The organism is Miltoncostaea marina (assembly GCF_018141525.1).
In the GTDB taxonomy this organism is placed as follows: Bacteria; Actinomycetota; Thermoleophilia; order Miltoncostaeales; family Miltoncostaeaceae; genus Miltoncostaea; species Miltoncostaea marina.
Map to the genome: position 1 here is coordinate 1,387,077 of NZ_CP064655.1, position 14,016 is coordinate 1,401,092.

Annotated in this window: 18 protein-coding genes; 16 read left to right on the plus strand and 2 right to left on the minus strand. The window is 76.1% G+C overall.

Annotated elements, in window-relative coordinates:
• Window positions 1-4: 4 nt before the first annotated feature.
• From ITJ85_RS06925 to ITJ85_RS06970, 10 genes are read left to right on the plus strand one after another with little or no spacing between them, the layout of a single operon-like run.
• Complete coding sequence (locus ITJ85_RS06925; RefSeq protein ID WP_217915623.1) at window positions 5-1,105, plus strand: J domain-containing protein; 1,101 nt, start codon at window positions 5-7, stop codon at window positions 1,103-1,105.
• Window positions 1,106-1,127: 22 nt separating this feature from the next.
• On the plus strand, window positions 1,128-1,925 hold the full coding sequence (locus ITJ85_RS06930) for a 50S ribosomal protein L11 methyltransferase (RefSeq protein ID WP_217915624.1): 798 nt from the start codon (window positions 1,128-1,130) through the stop codon (window positions 1,923-1,925).
• Window positions 1,922-2,656 carry an RsmE family RNA methyltransferase gene (locus tag ITJ85_RS06935; RefSeq protein ID WP_217915625.1) on the plus strand — a complete coding sequence of 245 codons (735 nt, stop codon included), beginning with the start codon at window positions 1,922-1,924 and terminating at the stop codon, window positions 2,654-2,656. The genes ITJ85_RS06930 and ITJ85_RS06935 overlap by 4 nt, the downstream gene beginning before the upstream one ends.
• Complete coding sequence (locus tag ITJ85_RS06940; RefSeq protein WP_246496336.1) at window positions 2,653-3,003, plus strand: histidine triad nucleotide-binding protein; 351 nt, start codon at window positions 2,653-2,655, stop codon at window positions 3,001-3,003. The genes ITJ85_RS06935 and ITJ85_RS06940 overlap by 4 nt, the downstream gene beginning before the upstream one ends.
• Window positions 3,004-3,053: 50 nt before the next feature.
• Complete coding sequence (locus ITJ85_RS06945) at window positions 3,054-3,959, plus strand: PhoH family protein (RefSeq protein ID WP_425517107.1); 906 nt, start codon at window positions 3,054-3,056, stop codon at window positions 3,957-3,959.
• Window positions 3,956-4,351: an rRNA maturation RNase YbeY gene (ybeY, locus tag ITJ85_RS06950; RefSeq protein WP_217915626.1), complete on the plus strand. Its 396-nt coding sequence runs from the start codon at window positions 3,956-3,958 to the stop codon at window positions 4,349-4,351. The genes ITJ85_RS06945 and ybeY overlap by 4 nt, the downstream gene beginning before the upstream one ends.
• Window positions 4,348-5,169 (plus strand): diacylglycerol kinase, encoded by an 822-nt coding sequence (locus tag ITJ85_RS06955; RefSeq protein WP_217915627.1) that lies wholly within the window; start codon window positions 4,348-4,350, stop codon window positions 5,167-5,169. Before ybeY ends, ITJ85_RS06955 begins: the two co-directional genes overlap by 4 nt.
• Window positions 5,166-5,552: a cytidine deaminase gene (locus ITJ85_RS06960; protein WP_217915628.1), complete on the plus strand. Its 387-nt coding sequence runs from the start codon at window positions 5,166-5,168 to the stop codon at window positions 5,550-5,552. Before ITJ85_RS06955 ends, ITJ85_RS06960 begins: the two co-directional genes overlap by 4 nt.
• Window positions 5,549-6,427, plus strand: a complete 879-nt coding sequence (gene era / locus ITJ85_RS06965) for a GTPase Era (RefSeq protein ID WP_217915629.1) — start codon at window positions 5,549-5,551, stop codon at window positions 6,425-6,427. Before ITJ85_RS06960 ends, era begins: the two co-directional genes overlap by 4 nt.
• 40 nt (window positions 6,428-6,467) lie before the next feature.
• Window positions 6,468-6,665, plus strand: a complete 198-nt coding sequence (locus tag ITJ85_RS06970; protein WP_217915630.1) for a hypothetical protein — start codon at window positions 6,468-6,470, stop codon at window positions 6,663-6,665.
• Here the strand turns inward: ITJ85_RS06970 and ITJ85_RS06975 are convergent.
• On the minus strand, window positions 6,662-7,120 hold the full coding sequence (locus ITJ85_RS06975) for a Fur family transcriptional regulator (protein WP_217915631.1): 459 nt from the start codon (window positions 7,118-7,120) through the stop codon (window positions 6,662-6,664). The two genes, ITJ85_RS06970 and ITJ85_RS06975, sit on opposite strands and share 4 nt — an antisense overlap.
• A 109-nt stretch (window positions 7,121-7,229) precedes the next feature.
• On the opposite strand from ITJ85_RS06975, the gene ITJ85_RS06980 reads away from it, so the two are divergent.
• Entirely contained in the window at window positions 7,230-7,727 is a 498-nt protein-coding gene (locus tag ITJ85_RS06980; RefSeq protein WP_343233003.1) for a ferritin-like domain-containing protein, read from the plus strand.
• Between the two features lie 870 nt (window positions 7,728-8,597).
• On the opposite strand, the gene ITJ85_RS06985 is transcribed toward ITJ85_RS06980, so the two are convergent.
• Window positions 8,598-9,452, minus strand: a complete 855-nt coding sequence (locus ITJ85_RS06985) for a DNA-formamidopyrimidine glycosylase family protein (protein ID WP_217915633.1) — start codon at window positions 9,450-9,452, stop codon at window positions 8,598-8,600.
• A gap of 67 nt (window positions 9,453-9,519) precedes the next feature.
• Between ITJ85_RS06985 and deoC the strand changes: the two genes are divergently transcribed.
• Genes deoC through trpD form a run of 5 tightly spaced genes read left to right on the plus strand, consistent with a single transcriptional unit; the run spans window position 9,520 to window position 14,015 of the window.
• A complete protein-coding gene (gene deoC, locus ITJ85_RS06990) occupies window positions 9,520-10,218 on the plus strand; it encodes a deoxyribose-phosphate aldolase (protein ID WP_217915634.1) in 699 nt (232 codons plus the stop codon).
• A 1-nt stretch (window position 10,219) separates the two neighbouring features.
• Window positions 10,220-10,867: a bifunctional phosphoribosyl-AMP cyclohydrolase/phosphoribosyl-ATP diphosphatase HisIE gene (gene hisIE, locus ITJ85_RS06995; RefSeq protein ID WP_217915635.1), complete on the plus strand. Its 648-nt coding sequence runs from the start codon at window positions 10,220-10,222 to the stop codon at window positions 10,865-10,867.
• Window positions 10,864-12,390: an anthranilate synthase component I gene (trpE, locus tag ITJ85_RS07000; protein ID WP_217915636.1), complete on the plus strand. Its 1,527-nt coding sequence runs from the start codon at window positions 10,864-10,866 to the stop codon at window positions 12,388-12,390. Before hisIE ends, trpE begins: the two co-directional genes overlap by 4 nt.
• Window positions 12,391-12,398: 8 nt before the next feature.
• On the plus strand, window positions 12,399-12,971 hold the full coding sequence (locus tag ITJ85_RS07005; RefSeq protein WP_217915637.1) for an anthranilate synthase component II: 573 nt from the start codon (window positions 12,399-12,401) through the stop codon (window positions 12,969-12,971).
• Window positions 12,972-12,992: 21 nt separating this feature from the next.
• Complete coding sequence (gene trpD, locus ITJ85_RS07010) at window positions 12,993-14,015, plus strand: anthranilate phosphoribosyltransferase (RefSeq protein ID WP_343233004.1); 1,023 nt, start codon at window positions 12,993-12,995, stop codon at window positions 14,013-14,015.
• Window position 14,016 lies beyond the last annotated feature (1 nt).

The following is a 14,016-nucleotide window of genomic DNA, read 5'->3' on the forward strand; positions in this document are numbered from 1 at the left end:
CGGCATGAAGCGCGACCACTACGAGGTGCTCGGCGTCCCGCGCGACGCGGGCGAGGCGGAGATCAAGAAGGCCTTCCGCCGCCGCGCGCGCGAGCTGCACCCGGACGTCAACCCCGACCCGGGGGCGGAGGCGCAGTTCAAGGAGGCCGCCGAGGCCTACGAGACGCTCTCGAACCCCGAGACGCGGGCGCTCTACGACCGCTACGGCCACGAGGGCCTGCGCGGCCGCCCGGCGGCCGAGTCGATGGACTTCGGCTCGTTCCAGGACCTGTTCGACGCCTTCTTCGGCGGCGACGTCTTCGGGCGGCGCGGGGGTCCCGCGGCCGGCGACGACGTCGCCGTGGCGGTGCGCCTGTCGTTCGTCGAGTCCGCCACCGGGGTCACCCGGCCGGTGGAGTACGCCGTGGTCGGCACCTGCGAGACCTGCGAGGGCGCCGGCACGGCGCCCGGCAGCGGCATGGTGCGCTGCGCGACCTGCGCCGGCCAGGGGCAGGTGCGCCAGGTGGCGCGCGGCCCGTTCGGCCAGTTCCTGCGCACCCAGGTGTGCCCCGACTGCCGGGGCGAGGGCCAGCGCCCCGAGCGCCCCTGCCCGGACTGCCAGGGCAGCGGCCGCACCCCCACGGTGGCCACGCTGGACGTCGACGTCCCGGCCGGCATCGCCAACGGCCAGCGCATCCGCATCCCGGGCCGCGGCGCGGCGGGGGAGCGCGGCGCCCCGGCCGGCGACCTCTACGTGCAGGTGCAGGTGGCCGAGGACGAGCGCTTCGTGCGCGAGGGGCTCGACGTGGTCACCCGGGTGGCCGTGCCGGTCACCGAGGCGATGGTCGGCGCCCACGTCACCGTGCCGACGGTCGAGGGCGAGGCCGAGATCGAGCTGCGCCCGGGCACCCAGCCCAACGACGAGTACGTCCTGCGCGGCAAGGGCTTCCCCGCGCTCACCGGCCGCGGCCGCGGCGACCAGCGGGTGATCGTCGAGGTGCGCGTGCCGCGCGTGCAGACCGACGAGGGTCGCCGCGCCGTCGAGAAGCTCGCCGAGACGCTCGACGCGCGCAACTACCGCGAGGACGAGGGCTTCTTCGACCGGATCAAGTCCGCCTTCCGCTGACGCGCCGCTGACGCGGCTGCGCGTGACGGCCCCCGCCGCGGAGGGCGAGGCCGCGCTCGCCGCGGCGGCCGCGGCGCTCGGGACCGGCTGCCGGCAGTCCGAGGGGCCGCGCGGCGAGGCCGTGCTCGACTTCTGGGTGCCGGCGCCCGCCGACCCCGGCCGGCTGGCGGACGCCCTGGCGGCGGCCGGCGTGGCCGCGCGGGTGGAGGCCGCCGCGGAGAGCGACGCCTGGCGCGACGCCATGCGGCGCTTCCACCAGCCTGTCGAGGTCGCCGGGCGCCTGCTGGTGCGCCCGCCGTGGGCGCCGCCGCGATCGGGCCTGCTCGACGTGGTGGTGGAGCCGGGCATGGCGTTCGGCACCGCCCAGCACGCGACCACCCGCACCTGCCTGGAGCTGCTCTGCGCGCTGCCGGCGGGCGGCCCGCTGCTGGACGCCGGGTGCGGCTCGGGGGTGCTGGCCGTGGCGGCCCGGCGCCTGGGGTTCGACCCGGTCACGGCCGTCGACGTCGACCCGCTCAGCGTCGCCGCCACCGTGGAGAACGCCCGGCGCAACGGCGTGGCGCTCACCGTGGGCCGGCGGCGGATCGGCGCCGACCCGCTCCCGGCGGCCGCCACCGTGACGGCCAACCTCACGGCCACCGTGCTCCGCGAGCTGGCCGCCGCGCTGCCGCCGCCCGGCCCCCGGTGGCTGCTGGCCTCGGGCATGCGCCCGGAGGAGGTGGCGGGCGTGGAGGCCGCCTTCGCCGGGCGGCTGGGGCTGCGCCGCGCCCGGGTGGTGGAGCGCGACGGCTGGGCCACCGCGCTGCTCGGGCGGCCGTGAGGCACGTCTTCCGCTACCCGGTGGCCGAGCCGCCCGCCGCGGGGCGCGAGCTGGACCTGTCGCCGGAGGACAGCCACCACCTGGCCCGGGTGGTGCGGCGGCGGCCGGGCGACCCGGTCGAGGTGATCGGCCCCGACGGGCGCCTGTGGCCCGCGACGGTGGTGCGCACCGGCCCGGTCGCCGCCGTGCGGGTGGAGCCGGGCGCCCCCCGCGCGCCGCGCGCCGCGCCGGTCGCGCTGCGGATGGGGCTCGCCGAGTGGGGCCGGCTGGACACGGCGGTCGAGAAGGCCGTGGAGCTGGGCGTGGCCGAGGTCGGCCTGTTCACCTCCGAGCGCGTACGGCGGGTGCCCGACGCGGACGCCTGGGAGCGGCGCCGGGCGCGGCTCGAGCGGGTCGCCCTGGCGGCCGCGCGACAGTGCGGCAGGGCGCCGCTGGCGGGCGTGACGGGGCTGGTACCGTTGACGGAGCTGCTGGACGGGATCCCCGCCGGGGAGGGCTACCTGATCGACCCACGAGGCGACGCACCGCTCACCACCGCCATCGCCGACGGCGCGCCGGCGGGGCGCGTCGAGCTGGTCGTCGGCCCGGACGCCGGGTTCTCGGACGGCGAGGTGGCGCGCGCGCGGGCGGCGGGGCTGCGGGTCTGCCGGCTGGGCGACGCGATCCTGCGCGCGGAGACCGCGGCGATCGCCGCCGTGACCGTCGCCGTCGCGGCCGGCTGGGCGGGGTGAGCGTGGCCGCCGACTGCCTCTTCTGCCGCATCGCGGCCGGGGGGATCCCGGCCGAGGTCGTGCGCCGCGACGACGGCTTCGTGGCCTTCCGCGACATCGCGCCCAAGGCGCCCGTGCACCTGCTGGTGATCCCCGCGCGGCACGTGGAGTCGCTCGCGGGCGTCGGCGGGCTGTCCGAGGGCGAGCGCGCGGCGATGCTGCCGTTCATCGCCGAGGTGGCCCGCGAGGCCGGCCTCGAGGACGGCGGCTACCGCGTGACGACCAACCATGGGCCCGACGCGCGCCAGAGCGTCTTCCATCTGCACTGGCACGTCATGGGCGGGGGGCCACTATCCGAAACGATGTGAGCGCGGTCGACCGGGCCGCCGAGGTCATCGAGCTCGACGACGACGTCGCCGTGGAGCTGGCCGGCGAGCAGGACGCGGTGCTGCGGGCGCTCGAGGACCGGCTCGCCCTGGAGGTGGGCCTGCGGGGCAACCTGCTGACCCTGGCCGGCGCCGAGCGGCGCGTGCGCGCGGGCGCCGAGGTGGTGGCCCAGCTCGCCGAGCTCGTGCGCGGCGGCCGGCCGATCGCGCCCGGCACGGTGGAGACGGTCGCCGACCTGGTCGAGGGCGCCGAGCCGGTCGGCGACATGCTGAGCGACGTCATCTGGCGCAACGGCCGGTTCCTGGTCACGCCGCGCACCGGCGGCCAGAAGCGCTACGTCGACGCGATCCGCGCCAACACGGTCACGTTCGGCATCGGGCCCGCGGGCACCGGGAAGACGTACCTCGCCGTGGCCATCGCCACCGCCGCCCTGATGCGGCGCGAGGTGGCCCGCATCATCCTGACGCGGCCGGCCGTGGAGGCCGGCGAGCGGCTGGGCTTCCTGCCCGGCGACCTCGCCGCCAAGGTCGACCCGTACCTGCGCCCGCTGTTCGACGCGCTCTACGACATGCTCGACGCCGAGCGGGTGGAGGCGCTCGTCGAGCGCGGCCAGGTCGAGGTGGCGCCGCTCGCGTTCATGCGCGGCCGCTCGCTCAACGACAGCTTCATCATCCTGGACGAGGCCCAGAACACGACGCCCGAGCAGATGAAGATGTTCCTCACGCGCCTCGGGTTCGGCTCGAAGATGATCGTGAACGGCGACGTGACCCAGGTCGACCTGCCGTCGGCCCAGCGGTCGGGCCTGGTCAGCGCGACCGAGGTGCTCGGCGACGTGGAGGGCGTGGCGTTCGTGCGCCTGGACCGCCGCGACGTCGTGCGGCACCGCCTGGTGCAGCGCATCGTGGACGCCTACTCGGCGGCCGAGGGCGGCGCGTGATCGAGGTCGAGGCGCGCGGCGCCGGCGACGCGACCGCGGAGCTGGTGGAGCGGCTGGTGTGGACCTGCGGCCGGCTGGGCCTGGGGCGGGCGACGCTGGGGCTGATGGTGGTCGGCCCCGACGAGATGGCGGCGATCAACGGCGAGCACCGCGGCAAGCCGGTGCCGACCGACGTGCTGGCCTTCCCGGTCGATGGCCCCGAGGCGCTCGACTGGCCCGCCGACGGTCCCCCGCCCGAGCTCGGCGACGTGGTGATCTGCCCGGACGCCGCCGAGGAGCCGCTCACCACCCTGGCCGTGCACGGCCTGCTGCACCTGCTGGGCTACGACCACGAGGTCGACGGCGGGGAGATGCTCGCCCTCCAGGACCGGCTGGTGGCAGAGGCGCCGTGACGACGTCGACGACGCCCTCGGGCAGCCCGGCGCCCGCCGGCGGGGACCCGGGGCGCCGTCCCGGCCGCCTCGGCGGCCTGCTGCGCCGCGCCTCGCACGCCGGCCTGCCGAGCCAGGGCTCCCTGCGCTGGTCGTTCACGTGGGCCTTCGAGGGCATCGTCTACGTGCTCCGCACGCAGCGGAACATGCAGATCCACGTGGGCGTGGCGGTGCTGGCGCTGGTGCTCGGCCTGCTGCTCGACTTCTCGCGGCTCGAGCTCGCGGCGGTGCTCGGGGCGGTCAGCCTGGTGCTGGTGGCCGAGATGATGAACACGGCGATCGAGGCCGCCATCGACGCCGTGGTCACCACGTACCACCCGCTGGTGAAGATCGCGAAGGACGTCGCGGCCGGGGCGGTGCTCGTGGCGACGGTCAACGCGGTGGCGATCGCCTACTTCGTGTTCTACGAGCGCCTCACCGACGGCGGGCGCGAGCTGCTCGTGGGGGTGCGGCGCTCGCCCACCCACCTCGTGGTGGTGACGATGATCGTCACGGTGATCGCCGTCATCGCGATCAAGGCCTGGACCGGGCGCGGCACGCCGCTGCGGGGCGGCCTGCCCTCGGGGCACGCGGCGGCGGCCTTCGCCGCCTGGGCGGCGATCACGATCATCGCCGAGCCGCTGCGCCACGCCGTCCTCGTGTCGACGCTCGCCTTCCTCATGGCGCTGCTCGTGGCGCAGTCGCGGGTGGAGGCCGGCATCCACTCGCTGGTCGAGACCGTCGCCGGGGCGGTGCTCGGGACCTGCCTGGCGATCGTGATCTTCCAGCTGTGGGGATGAGCGCCGCCGACCTGCTCGCGAGCGCCCGCGAGGCCGCCGGCCGCGCCCACGCGCCGTACAGCGGCGTGCAGGTGGGGGCGGTCGTGGAGTGCGCCGACGGCAGCCGCTTCATCGGCGTCAACGTGGAGTCGGCCTCCTACGGGCTGACGGTGTGCGCCGAGCGGGCGGCGCTGGCGCGCATGGTGGCCGACGGCGGGGCGGCCCCGGTGCGGGTGGCGGTGGCGCGGGCCGACGGGGCGCCGATCCTGCCCTGCGGGGCGTGCCGCCAGGTGCTCGCCGAGCTGGCGCCGGGCGCGTCGCTGGTCCACGCGGGCCCCGCCGGCCCTCGCGAGCGCCCGCTGGCCGAGCTGCTGCCCGAGCCGTTCGTGCTGGGGGCGCCGTGAGCTTCCGCTCGGGGCTGGTGGCGCTCGCCGGCCGGCCGAACGTCGGCAAGTCGACGCTCGCGAACGCCCTGGCGGGCGTCCAGGTGGCGGCGGTCTCGCCGCGCCCGCAGACCACCCGCCGGCGCATCACCGCCGTCGTGCACGGCGACGGCTGGCAGGCCGTGCTGCTGGACCTGCCCGGGTTCCAGAAGCCGGCCGACGCGCTGACCGCCCGCATGCAGACGACGGTCGATGACAACCTCGCCGACTGCGACGCCGCCCTGTTCGTGCTCAACGCCACCGAGCCGGTCGGCCGCGGCGACCGCTTCATCGCCGACCGCCTCCGCGCCTCGCGCCTGCCGGTCATCACGGTGCTCAACAAGATCGACCGGCTGACGCCCGACGAGACCGCCGCGGCCATCGCGCGGGTGGCCCCGCTGGTGGACTTCCTCGAGCTTCACCCGGTCAGCGCGCGCGAGGGGCGCGGGGTGGAGGCGCTGCGGGCCGACCTGCCGCAGCTGCTGCGCGACGGCCCGCGCTACTTCCCGGAGGGGATGGCGACCGACCAGACCGAGGAGGAGCTCGCCGCGGAGCTGATCCGCGAGGCCGCGCTGCTGCGGCTGCGACAGGAGATCCCGCACGCGCTGGCGGTCGACGTGCAGGAGATCGAGCCGGCCCGCCACGGCATCGTCGTGCGGGCGGGGATCGTGGTGGAGACCGAGTCGCAGAAGGGCATCGTGGTCGGCCGCGGCGGCAGCCGCATCCGCGACATCGGCTCGGCGGCCCGGTCGGCGCTGGGGCGGCTGTGGGGCACGGAGGTCCACCTCGACCTCACCGTGCGCGTGCGCAAGCGCTGGCGCGACGACGAGTCGATGCTCACCCGCCTCGGCCTCTGACGGCCCTCGCGCGGTCGCGGCCGTTTGTTAGGGTGACCGAATGAACGACGTGCGGACGGACGACGCGATCGAGTTCCCCCGCTACGGGGCGCGCGCCCGCGTGTGGGCCCGCTTCGAGCGCGACCTGCGCGCGTGGCTCGCGACGCCCGACGGCCGCTTCGCCGCCTGGCGCGCCGCGACCGCCGTCGCGCGCGGCGGCCCGCGGGCGCACGACGACCCGGAGCGCTCCGGCCGCTAGCGAGCCGCGCGGGGCGGCGCCGCGGCGGCCCCGGCCGCGCAGCCCGCGCACAGCCCGCGGACGACCACCTGGGCGTCGTCGGGCACGAAGCCCGCGCCCCGGGCCGCGCCGAGCAGCGCCCCGTGGTCGACGGGGGCGTCGAGGTCCATGATCGCGCCGCACCGCCGGCAGACGAGGTGGTGGTGCTCGTCGGTGCGCGGGTCGTAGACGGCCGTGCCGCTCGCGGTGGCGACCCGCCGCACCAGCCCGAGGTCCTCCAGCAGCTCGAGCGTCGCGTAGACGGTCGGCAGCGAGACGCCCGGCATGCGGGCGCCGACCTCGGTGTGGATCTCCTCGGCCGTGGCGTGGCGCCGCAGGCCGCGGACGGTCGCCGCGATCATCAGCCGCTGCGGGGTGGCCCGCTGGCCGCGGGCGCGCAGCGCCGTGTGGAGCGTGGTGTCGGTGACGATCGCCATCGCCGTCGATTCTAGCGCAACCGCGTCGTCGTCCGTAGTCGGTCGTTGTTTTCAATGAGTTGCTATAGTACGCCGAAGCAGCGTGACGGACGACGAGAGGGGAGTGGGCATGGCCACGACGAGCAGGGTCGCGACCGGCATCCTGTCCGAGGCGCAGGCCGCCAAGCGCGCCGAGATCCTCGATCTCCTGCGCCAGGCGTACTGGATGGAGATGGAGACGGTGATGAGCTACCTCGCCAACGCCGAGAACCTCGACGGCGTGCGGGCGGAGGAGATCGCTGAGGCGCTGAGCGCCGACGTCGAGGAGGAGCTCGGCCACGCGCGGCGCTTCGCCGGGCGCATCAAGGAGCTGTACGGCACGCCCCCCGGCTCGCTCGAGTTCACCGCCGAGCAGACCTACCTGCAGCCGCGCGATGACGCGGCCGACGTGCGGGGCGTCATCGAGGGCGTGATCCAGGCCGAGACCGGCGCGATCGAGCACTACCTCCGCATCATCGAAGCGTGCGACGGCGTCGACTGGGCCACCCAGGACATGGTCATCGAGATCCTCCGCGACGAGGAGGGCCACCTCCGCCAGTTCGAGCGCTACCTGGCCGAGTACAGCTGACGCTCCGCCCAGGCCGCCCGGCTCCCCCGGAGGGTCTGGCCTGCGTCGAACTGAGGCACGCCCCGGGCGCGCCGGCCGAATCGGCTCCGGCCTGGCGGCCGGGGCGCGCCGCGCGGCGAACTGGTCGCGATCCGTCCCGGACGACGTGATCGAGCAACGAGGTGGTCGTAGACACGACCGCCGAAGGCGGGAGCGTGCACAAACCGGCCACGAGGGCGCCGGGCACACCCCACGCGCACCACGGACGGATCCGTCGATGGGTTTTCGGCGGCCCGCCCCGGCCGCAAGGCCGGTGCCGCCGTGTGCAAATCGCCCCGGCCAGGGGCGATTTGCCGCGTGACCCGGCCCGAAAGAGGCCGGGTCCCCGCGTGAGGGGCACGCCGGTCGACAACGTGCCCAGCGCGAGCCGGCCCGCCAGGGCCGGATCCCGCCCGCGCTCAGGATCGGCCCCAGCCGAATCCGCACCGCGACCACCCGCCCAGCGCGAGCCGGCCCGCCAGGGCCGGGTCCCGCCCGCGCTCAGGATCGGCCCCAGCCGACCCGGTCTGTCGACGACCTCATCACGGGATAGGCCGGGTCCCGCCCGCGCACAGGATCGGCCCGGCCGACCCGGTCCGTCGACGACCTCGTCAAGCGGGGGCCGGGTCCCGCCCGCGCAGTGGATCGGCCCCAGCCGACCCGGTCCGTCGACGACCTCGTCACAGGACGAGCCGGCCCCCGCCCGCGCAATGGATCGGCCCCCGCCGACCCGGTCCGTCGACGACCCCGTCACGGGATGGCCGCGACCACCCACCCAGCGCGAGCCGGCCCGCCATCGCGGCGTCACGCCCGCGCAACGGATCGTCCCCGCCGAGCCGGTCCGTCGCCGCGCTACTCCCTCAAGAGCCGGCTCAGGCGGCGGTCGCGGTACCTGCGGCCGCCGGTCTGGCAGGCGGGGCAGTAGACGAGCTCGTACTCGGCGAAGCTGACGCGCTCGAGGAGGGTGCCGCAGCGCAGGCAGGGCTCGCCGTGGTGGCCGTGGACCGCGGTCAGCCGGGCCTCCCGGTTGGGCAGGTCGGTGGTGATGCGCTCGCGGGCGCGCTCGAGCGCCTGGGTCAGCACGGCGTCGGCGGCGCGGGCGAGCCGGGCGAGCTCGTCGTCGCCGAGGTCGCCGGCCCGGCCGAAGGGCGCGAGGCGGGCGGCCCACATGATGTCCGAGGCGTAGGCGCGCCCGATGCCGGCCACCCGACGGCCGTCGCGCAGCGCGGTGTGGAGCAGCGCGCCCGGCCCGCCCAGGGCGGCGCGCCAGCCGTCGGCCCCGAGCCCGATCGGCTCGGGGCCGAGGCGCGCCAGCGGGCGGTGGGCGGCGAGCCCCGCCGCGTCGAGCAGGTGCGCCGACGCGCGCCGGTGGGTGGAGAGCTCGCGCAGGCGCAGGGTCTCGCCGCCGCCCACGTCGAGGTCGAGCGCCGCCGTGCGGCCCGGCCGGCCGGCGCCCGCCGCCGCCAGCCCCAGCCGCCCGGCCTGCATCAGGTGGATGACGAGGGCCGGCCCGTCCTCGTGCTCCACGATCAGGATCTTGCCGCGCCGCCGCACGCCGGCGACGCGCCGGCCGACGAGGGCCTCCAGCGGGGGGTCGGCGGTCTTCAGCGTGGCCGGCTGGTGCACGCGCGCGCCCTCCACGACCCGGCCGGCCAGCGCGGAGGTCAGCCCCTCGGCGAGCGCCTGCAGCTCGGGCAGCTCAGGCACGGGGGGCCACCGGGGGCGTCGCTATACTCGGCCCAATGAGCAGGACGCCACGTCCCGCGCGCTCCTGATGCGGGCCGAGGACCTCACCAAGACGCTCGATCACACGTTGCTCGCGCCGGATGTCACGGCCGAGGACGTGGAACGGGCGTGCGACCAGGCGCGCGAGCACCACTTCGCGGCGCTGTGCTCGCACCCCCGGTTCGTGCCGCTGATGGCCGACCTGCTGCGCGGGTGCGACGTCAAGACGTGCGCGGTGATCGACTTCCCCGGCGGCGCGTCGAGCACCGCCGACCGCGCCCAGGAGGCCGACATCGCGGTCGCCGAGGGCGCCGACGAGCTCGACGTGGTCATGGACTACCGGACCATGCTGACGGGTGACTTCCGTGCGGTGCGCGACGACCTCGTGCGGGTGATGCGGGCGGTGCGCGGCCGGGCGGCCAACAACGCGCGCGGCGACGTGCTGGTGAAGATCATCATCGAGGCGCCGCTGCTCAACGACAAGGTGAAGCGCCTGGCCTGCAAGATCGTCGACGACGTGGGCGCGGACTTCGCGAAGACGTGCACCGGGGTCGGCACGCAGGCGACCGTGCACGACGTGGAGCTGATGCGCGACGCGCTGCCCGAGCGGGTGGGCGTCAAGGCGTCCGGCGGCGTGCGCACGCTCGAGGCGGTCCAGGCCATGATCGGCGCCGGCGCCTCGCGCGTCGGCACCTCGTCGGCCGTCGAGGTGATGGCCGAGCTCGCCGCCCTCAACGGGGACGGCTGAGGTGGGCGCGCCGGCCGACGCGGCCGGGCTCCTCGAGCGGGTGCGCTTCGGCGAGGACGGGCTCGTGCCCGCGATCGTGCAGGACGCGACCGACGGGCGGGTGCTGACGCTCGCCTGGATGAACCGCGAGTCGCTCGCGCGCACCCTCGAGCGCCGCGAGACGTGGTTCTGGAGCCGCTCGCGGCAGGAGCTGTGGCACAAGGGCGCGACGAGCGGCAACACGCAGGCCGTGCGCTCGGTGGCGCTCGACTGCGACGGCGACGCGATCGTCGTGCGCGTCGACCAGACGGGCGTCGCCTGCCACACCGGCGAGCCGACCTGCTTCCACGTGCCGCTCGACGACGCGCCGGGCGACGAGCCGTTCGCGGCGGTCGCCGACCTCGAGCGGACGGTGGCCGAGCGCGCCGCCGCCGCCGACCCGGGCGCCTCGTACACCGCGCGGCTGCTCGCCAAGGGCATCGACACCGTCTGCAAGAAGGTGGGCGAGGAGGCCACGGAGGTCGTGATCGCGGCGAAGGGCCGCGAGCGCGGGCAGGTGGTCTACGAGAGCGCCGACCTGCTCTACCACCTGGCCGTGCTGTGGAGCGCCGCGGGCGTGCGGTTCGAGGAGGTCGCCGCCGAGCTCGCCTCGCGCCGGAGGCCGGGGTGACGCGGCTGCGGCTCGAGGTCCCGCCGCGCCGCGGCTCGAGCCTGGAGGTCACGCCGGGCATCGAGGCCGTCCGCGCGATGGCGGGCGCCCACGGCCAGGCGCCGCTCGTGCACACCTACATCGCCGACTGCGAGACGCCGGTCAGCGCCTACCTCAAGCTGCGCGACGGCGGCCCCGCCTTCCTGTTGGAGTCCGTCGAGCACGGCCGGCTCGGCCGCTACTCGATGATCGGCGTCCGTCCCCAGGCCGTCGTGCGCGGCGCCGGCGGCCGGCTGACCGTGACCGACGAGGCCGGCACGCGCGAGCTGGACGCGGCCGACCCCTTCGGCGCGGTCGAGGACGTCGTGCGCGGGGTCGGCATGGCGCCGCCGCCGGAGCCGCTCGCCTTCTGGGGCGGCGCGGTCGGCTTCTTCGGCTACGACCTCGTGCGCACCGTCGAGCGCCTGCCCGACGTGCCCGCCGACGACCTCGGCGTGCCGGACCTCACGGCCATGATCACCGGCCCGGTCGTCGTGTTCGACCACCTGCGCCGCTCGCTGTCGATCGTCGCGCCCTGCCCGATCGAGCCCGACGGCGACGTCGAGGCCGCCTACTGGCGCACCGTCGCCACGGTCGCCGAGCTCAAGGGGCGCCTTTCGGGCCCGCTGCCGCGGCCGGCCGACCGCGAGGGGGAGCCGGTGCTCGGGCCGGTGGCGAGCAACCTCAGCCGCGAGCGGTTCGAGGCCGGCGTGGAGCGGGCGCGCGAGTACATCTACGCCGGCGACGCCTTCCAGATCGTCCCCTCCCAGCGCTTCTCGGCACCGATGACCCTCGACCCGTTCGCGGTCTACCGGGGGCTCCGCACGGTCAACCCCTCGCCGTACATGTTCTTCCTCGAGACCGGCGAGGTGACCCTGGTCGGCTCGTCGCCGGAGATGCTCGTGAAGGTGGCCGGCGGCCACGTCGAGATGCACCCGATCGCCGGAAGCAGGCCGCGCGGGGCCACGGAGGAGGAGGACGAGGCGCTCGCCGAGGAGTTGCTGGCCGACCCGAAGGAGCGCGCGGAGCACGTCATGCTGGTCGACCTCGGCCGCAACGACCTCGGCCGCGTGTCGGAGATCGGCACGGTGCAGGTGACCGACCTGATGGACGTCCGCCGCTACAGCCACGTGATGCACATCGAGAGCTCGGTGACCGGGCGGCTCGCCGCCGGGCGGCGCGCCTCCGACGCCCTGCGGGCGACCTTCCCCGCCGGCACGCTGTCGGGTGCCCCGAAGGTGCGGGCGATGGAGATCATCGACGAGCTCGAGCCGACCAAGCGCGGCCCCTACGGCGGCGCGGTGGGCTGGCTCGGCTGGGACGGCGACATGGACACCTGCATCACCATCCGGACGATCGTCTGCAAGGACGGCATGGCCCACGTGCAGGCGGGCGCCGGCATCGTGGCCGACTCGGTGCCGGCCACCGAGTACGAGGAGACCCAGAACAAGGCGGCCGCGCTCTTCCGGGCGATCGAGGTGGCCGCGGGTCAGGCGGACTGGTAGGCGGAACCGTGGCGCGCGTCGTCCTGATCGACAACTACGACTCGTTCACCTACAACCTGGTCCAGTACCTGGGCGAGCTGGGGGCCGAGGTGCTCGTGCACCGCAACGACGCCATCGACGTGGCCGGCGTGGCGGCGCTCGCGCCGACCCACCTCGTGATCTCGCCCGGCCCGAAGACCCCCGACGAGGCGGGGATCTCGGTGGAGGCGATCCGCGGGCTGGCCGGCCGGGTGCCGATCCTCGGCGTCTGCCTCGGCCACCAGGCGATCGGGCGGGCGTTCGGCGGCGAGGTGGTGCGCGGGCGCGAGCCGGTGCACGGCAAGACGAGCGAGATCCACCACGACGGCGCCGCGGTCTTCGCGGGCCTGCCGAGCCCGATCACCGCGACGCGCTACCACTCCCTGGTGGTCGATCCGGCCGGCGCCGAGGAGCTCATGGTGACCGCGCGCGCCGACGACGGGGCCATCATGGGGCTGCGACACCGCTCGCTGCCGGTCGAGGGCGTCCAGTTCCACCCGGAGTCGATCCTCACCGGCGCGGGCCGCGCCATGCTCTCGAACTTCCTCGCGTTCAGCGCGTAGATTGCCGCCGTGCCCAGCCCCGTGATCTCCCGTGCCATCGACCGGATGCTCGACGGCGAGGACCTCGGCCGCGAGGGCGCGTCGGAGGCGCTCGACGCCATCCTGTCCGGCGAGGCCGGCGACGCGCAGACCGCGGCGTTCCTGATCGCCCTGCGGGCGAAGGGGGAGACCGCCGAGGAGCTCGCCGGCCTGGCGGCCACCGTCCGGGCCCGGGCCGAGCGGGTGGCGCCGCCGTCCGGCGCGTTCATCGACACCTGCGGCACCGGCGGCGGGCGGCCGACCTTCAACATCTCGACCACCTCGACCTTCGTCGTCGCCGGGGCCGGCGTGGCGGTGGCCAAGCACGGCAATCGCTCGGCCACCTCGAAGTGCGGCAGCGCCGACGTGCTGGAGGCGCTCGGCGCGCGCATCGACCTGGGCCCGGACGAGGTCGCCCGCTGCCTGGACGAGACCGGCCTCGGGTTCATGTTCGCGCCGTCGCACCACCCGGCCTTCCGGCACATCGTGCCGGTGCGGCGGGCGCTCGGCGTGCGGACCATCTTCAACCTGCTCGGCCCGCTCACCAACCCGGCGGGCGCGCCGCGCCAGCTGCTCGGCGTGAGCGACGCCGCCTACCTCGAGCGGATGGGCCAGGCCCTCGCCGTGCTGGGCTGCGAGCGCGCCCTGCTGGTGCGCGGGCGCGACGGCATGGACGAGGTCAGCTCCGCGGCGGTCACCGACGTGGTGGCGGTCGACGACGGCGAGGTGCGCCGCTCGACGATCGACCCGGCCGCCCTCGGCGTGACGGCCCCCGCGGACGGCGAGCTGGCCGGCGGCGACCCCGCCCACAACGCCGAGGTGCTGCGCGGGGTGCTCGGCGGGCGGCGCGGGCCCGCGCGCGACGTGGTGGTGCTGAACGCCGCCGCCGCGATCTGGCTGGCCGGCGTCGCCGACGGCCTGGAGCCCGCCATGGCGCTGGCCGAGGCGAGCATCGACGAGGGGGCGGCCCGCGACCGCCTGGACGCGTTCGTCGCCGCCACGCGGCGGCTGGGCGCGGCCGCGTAGG

Coding starts and splice junctions, on each gene's coding strand:
- ITJ85_RS06925 (WP_217915623.1), top strand. CDS start 5: ATGAAGCGCGACCACTACGAGGTGCTCGGCGTCCCGCGCGACGCGGGC.
- ITJ85_RS06960 (WP_217915628.1), top strand. CDS start 5,166: ATGAGCGCCGCCGACCTGCTCGCGAGCGCCCGCGAGGCCGCCGGCCGC.
- deoC (WP_217915634.1), top strand. CDS start 9,520: ATGCGGGCCGAGGACCTCACCAAGACGCTCGATCACACGTTGCTCGCG.
- ITJ85_RS06980 (WP_343233003.1), top strand. CDS start 7,230: ATGGCCACGACGAGCAGGGTCGCGACCGGCATCCTGTCCGAGGCGCAG.
- ITJ85_RS06970 (WP_217915630.1), top strand. CDS start 6,468: ATGAACGACGTGCGGACGGACGACGCGATCGAGTTCCCCCGCTACGGG.
- ITJ85_RS06975 (WP_217915631.1), bottom strand. CDS start 7,120: ATGGCGATCGTCACCGACACCACGCTCCACACGGCGCTGCGCGCCCGC.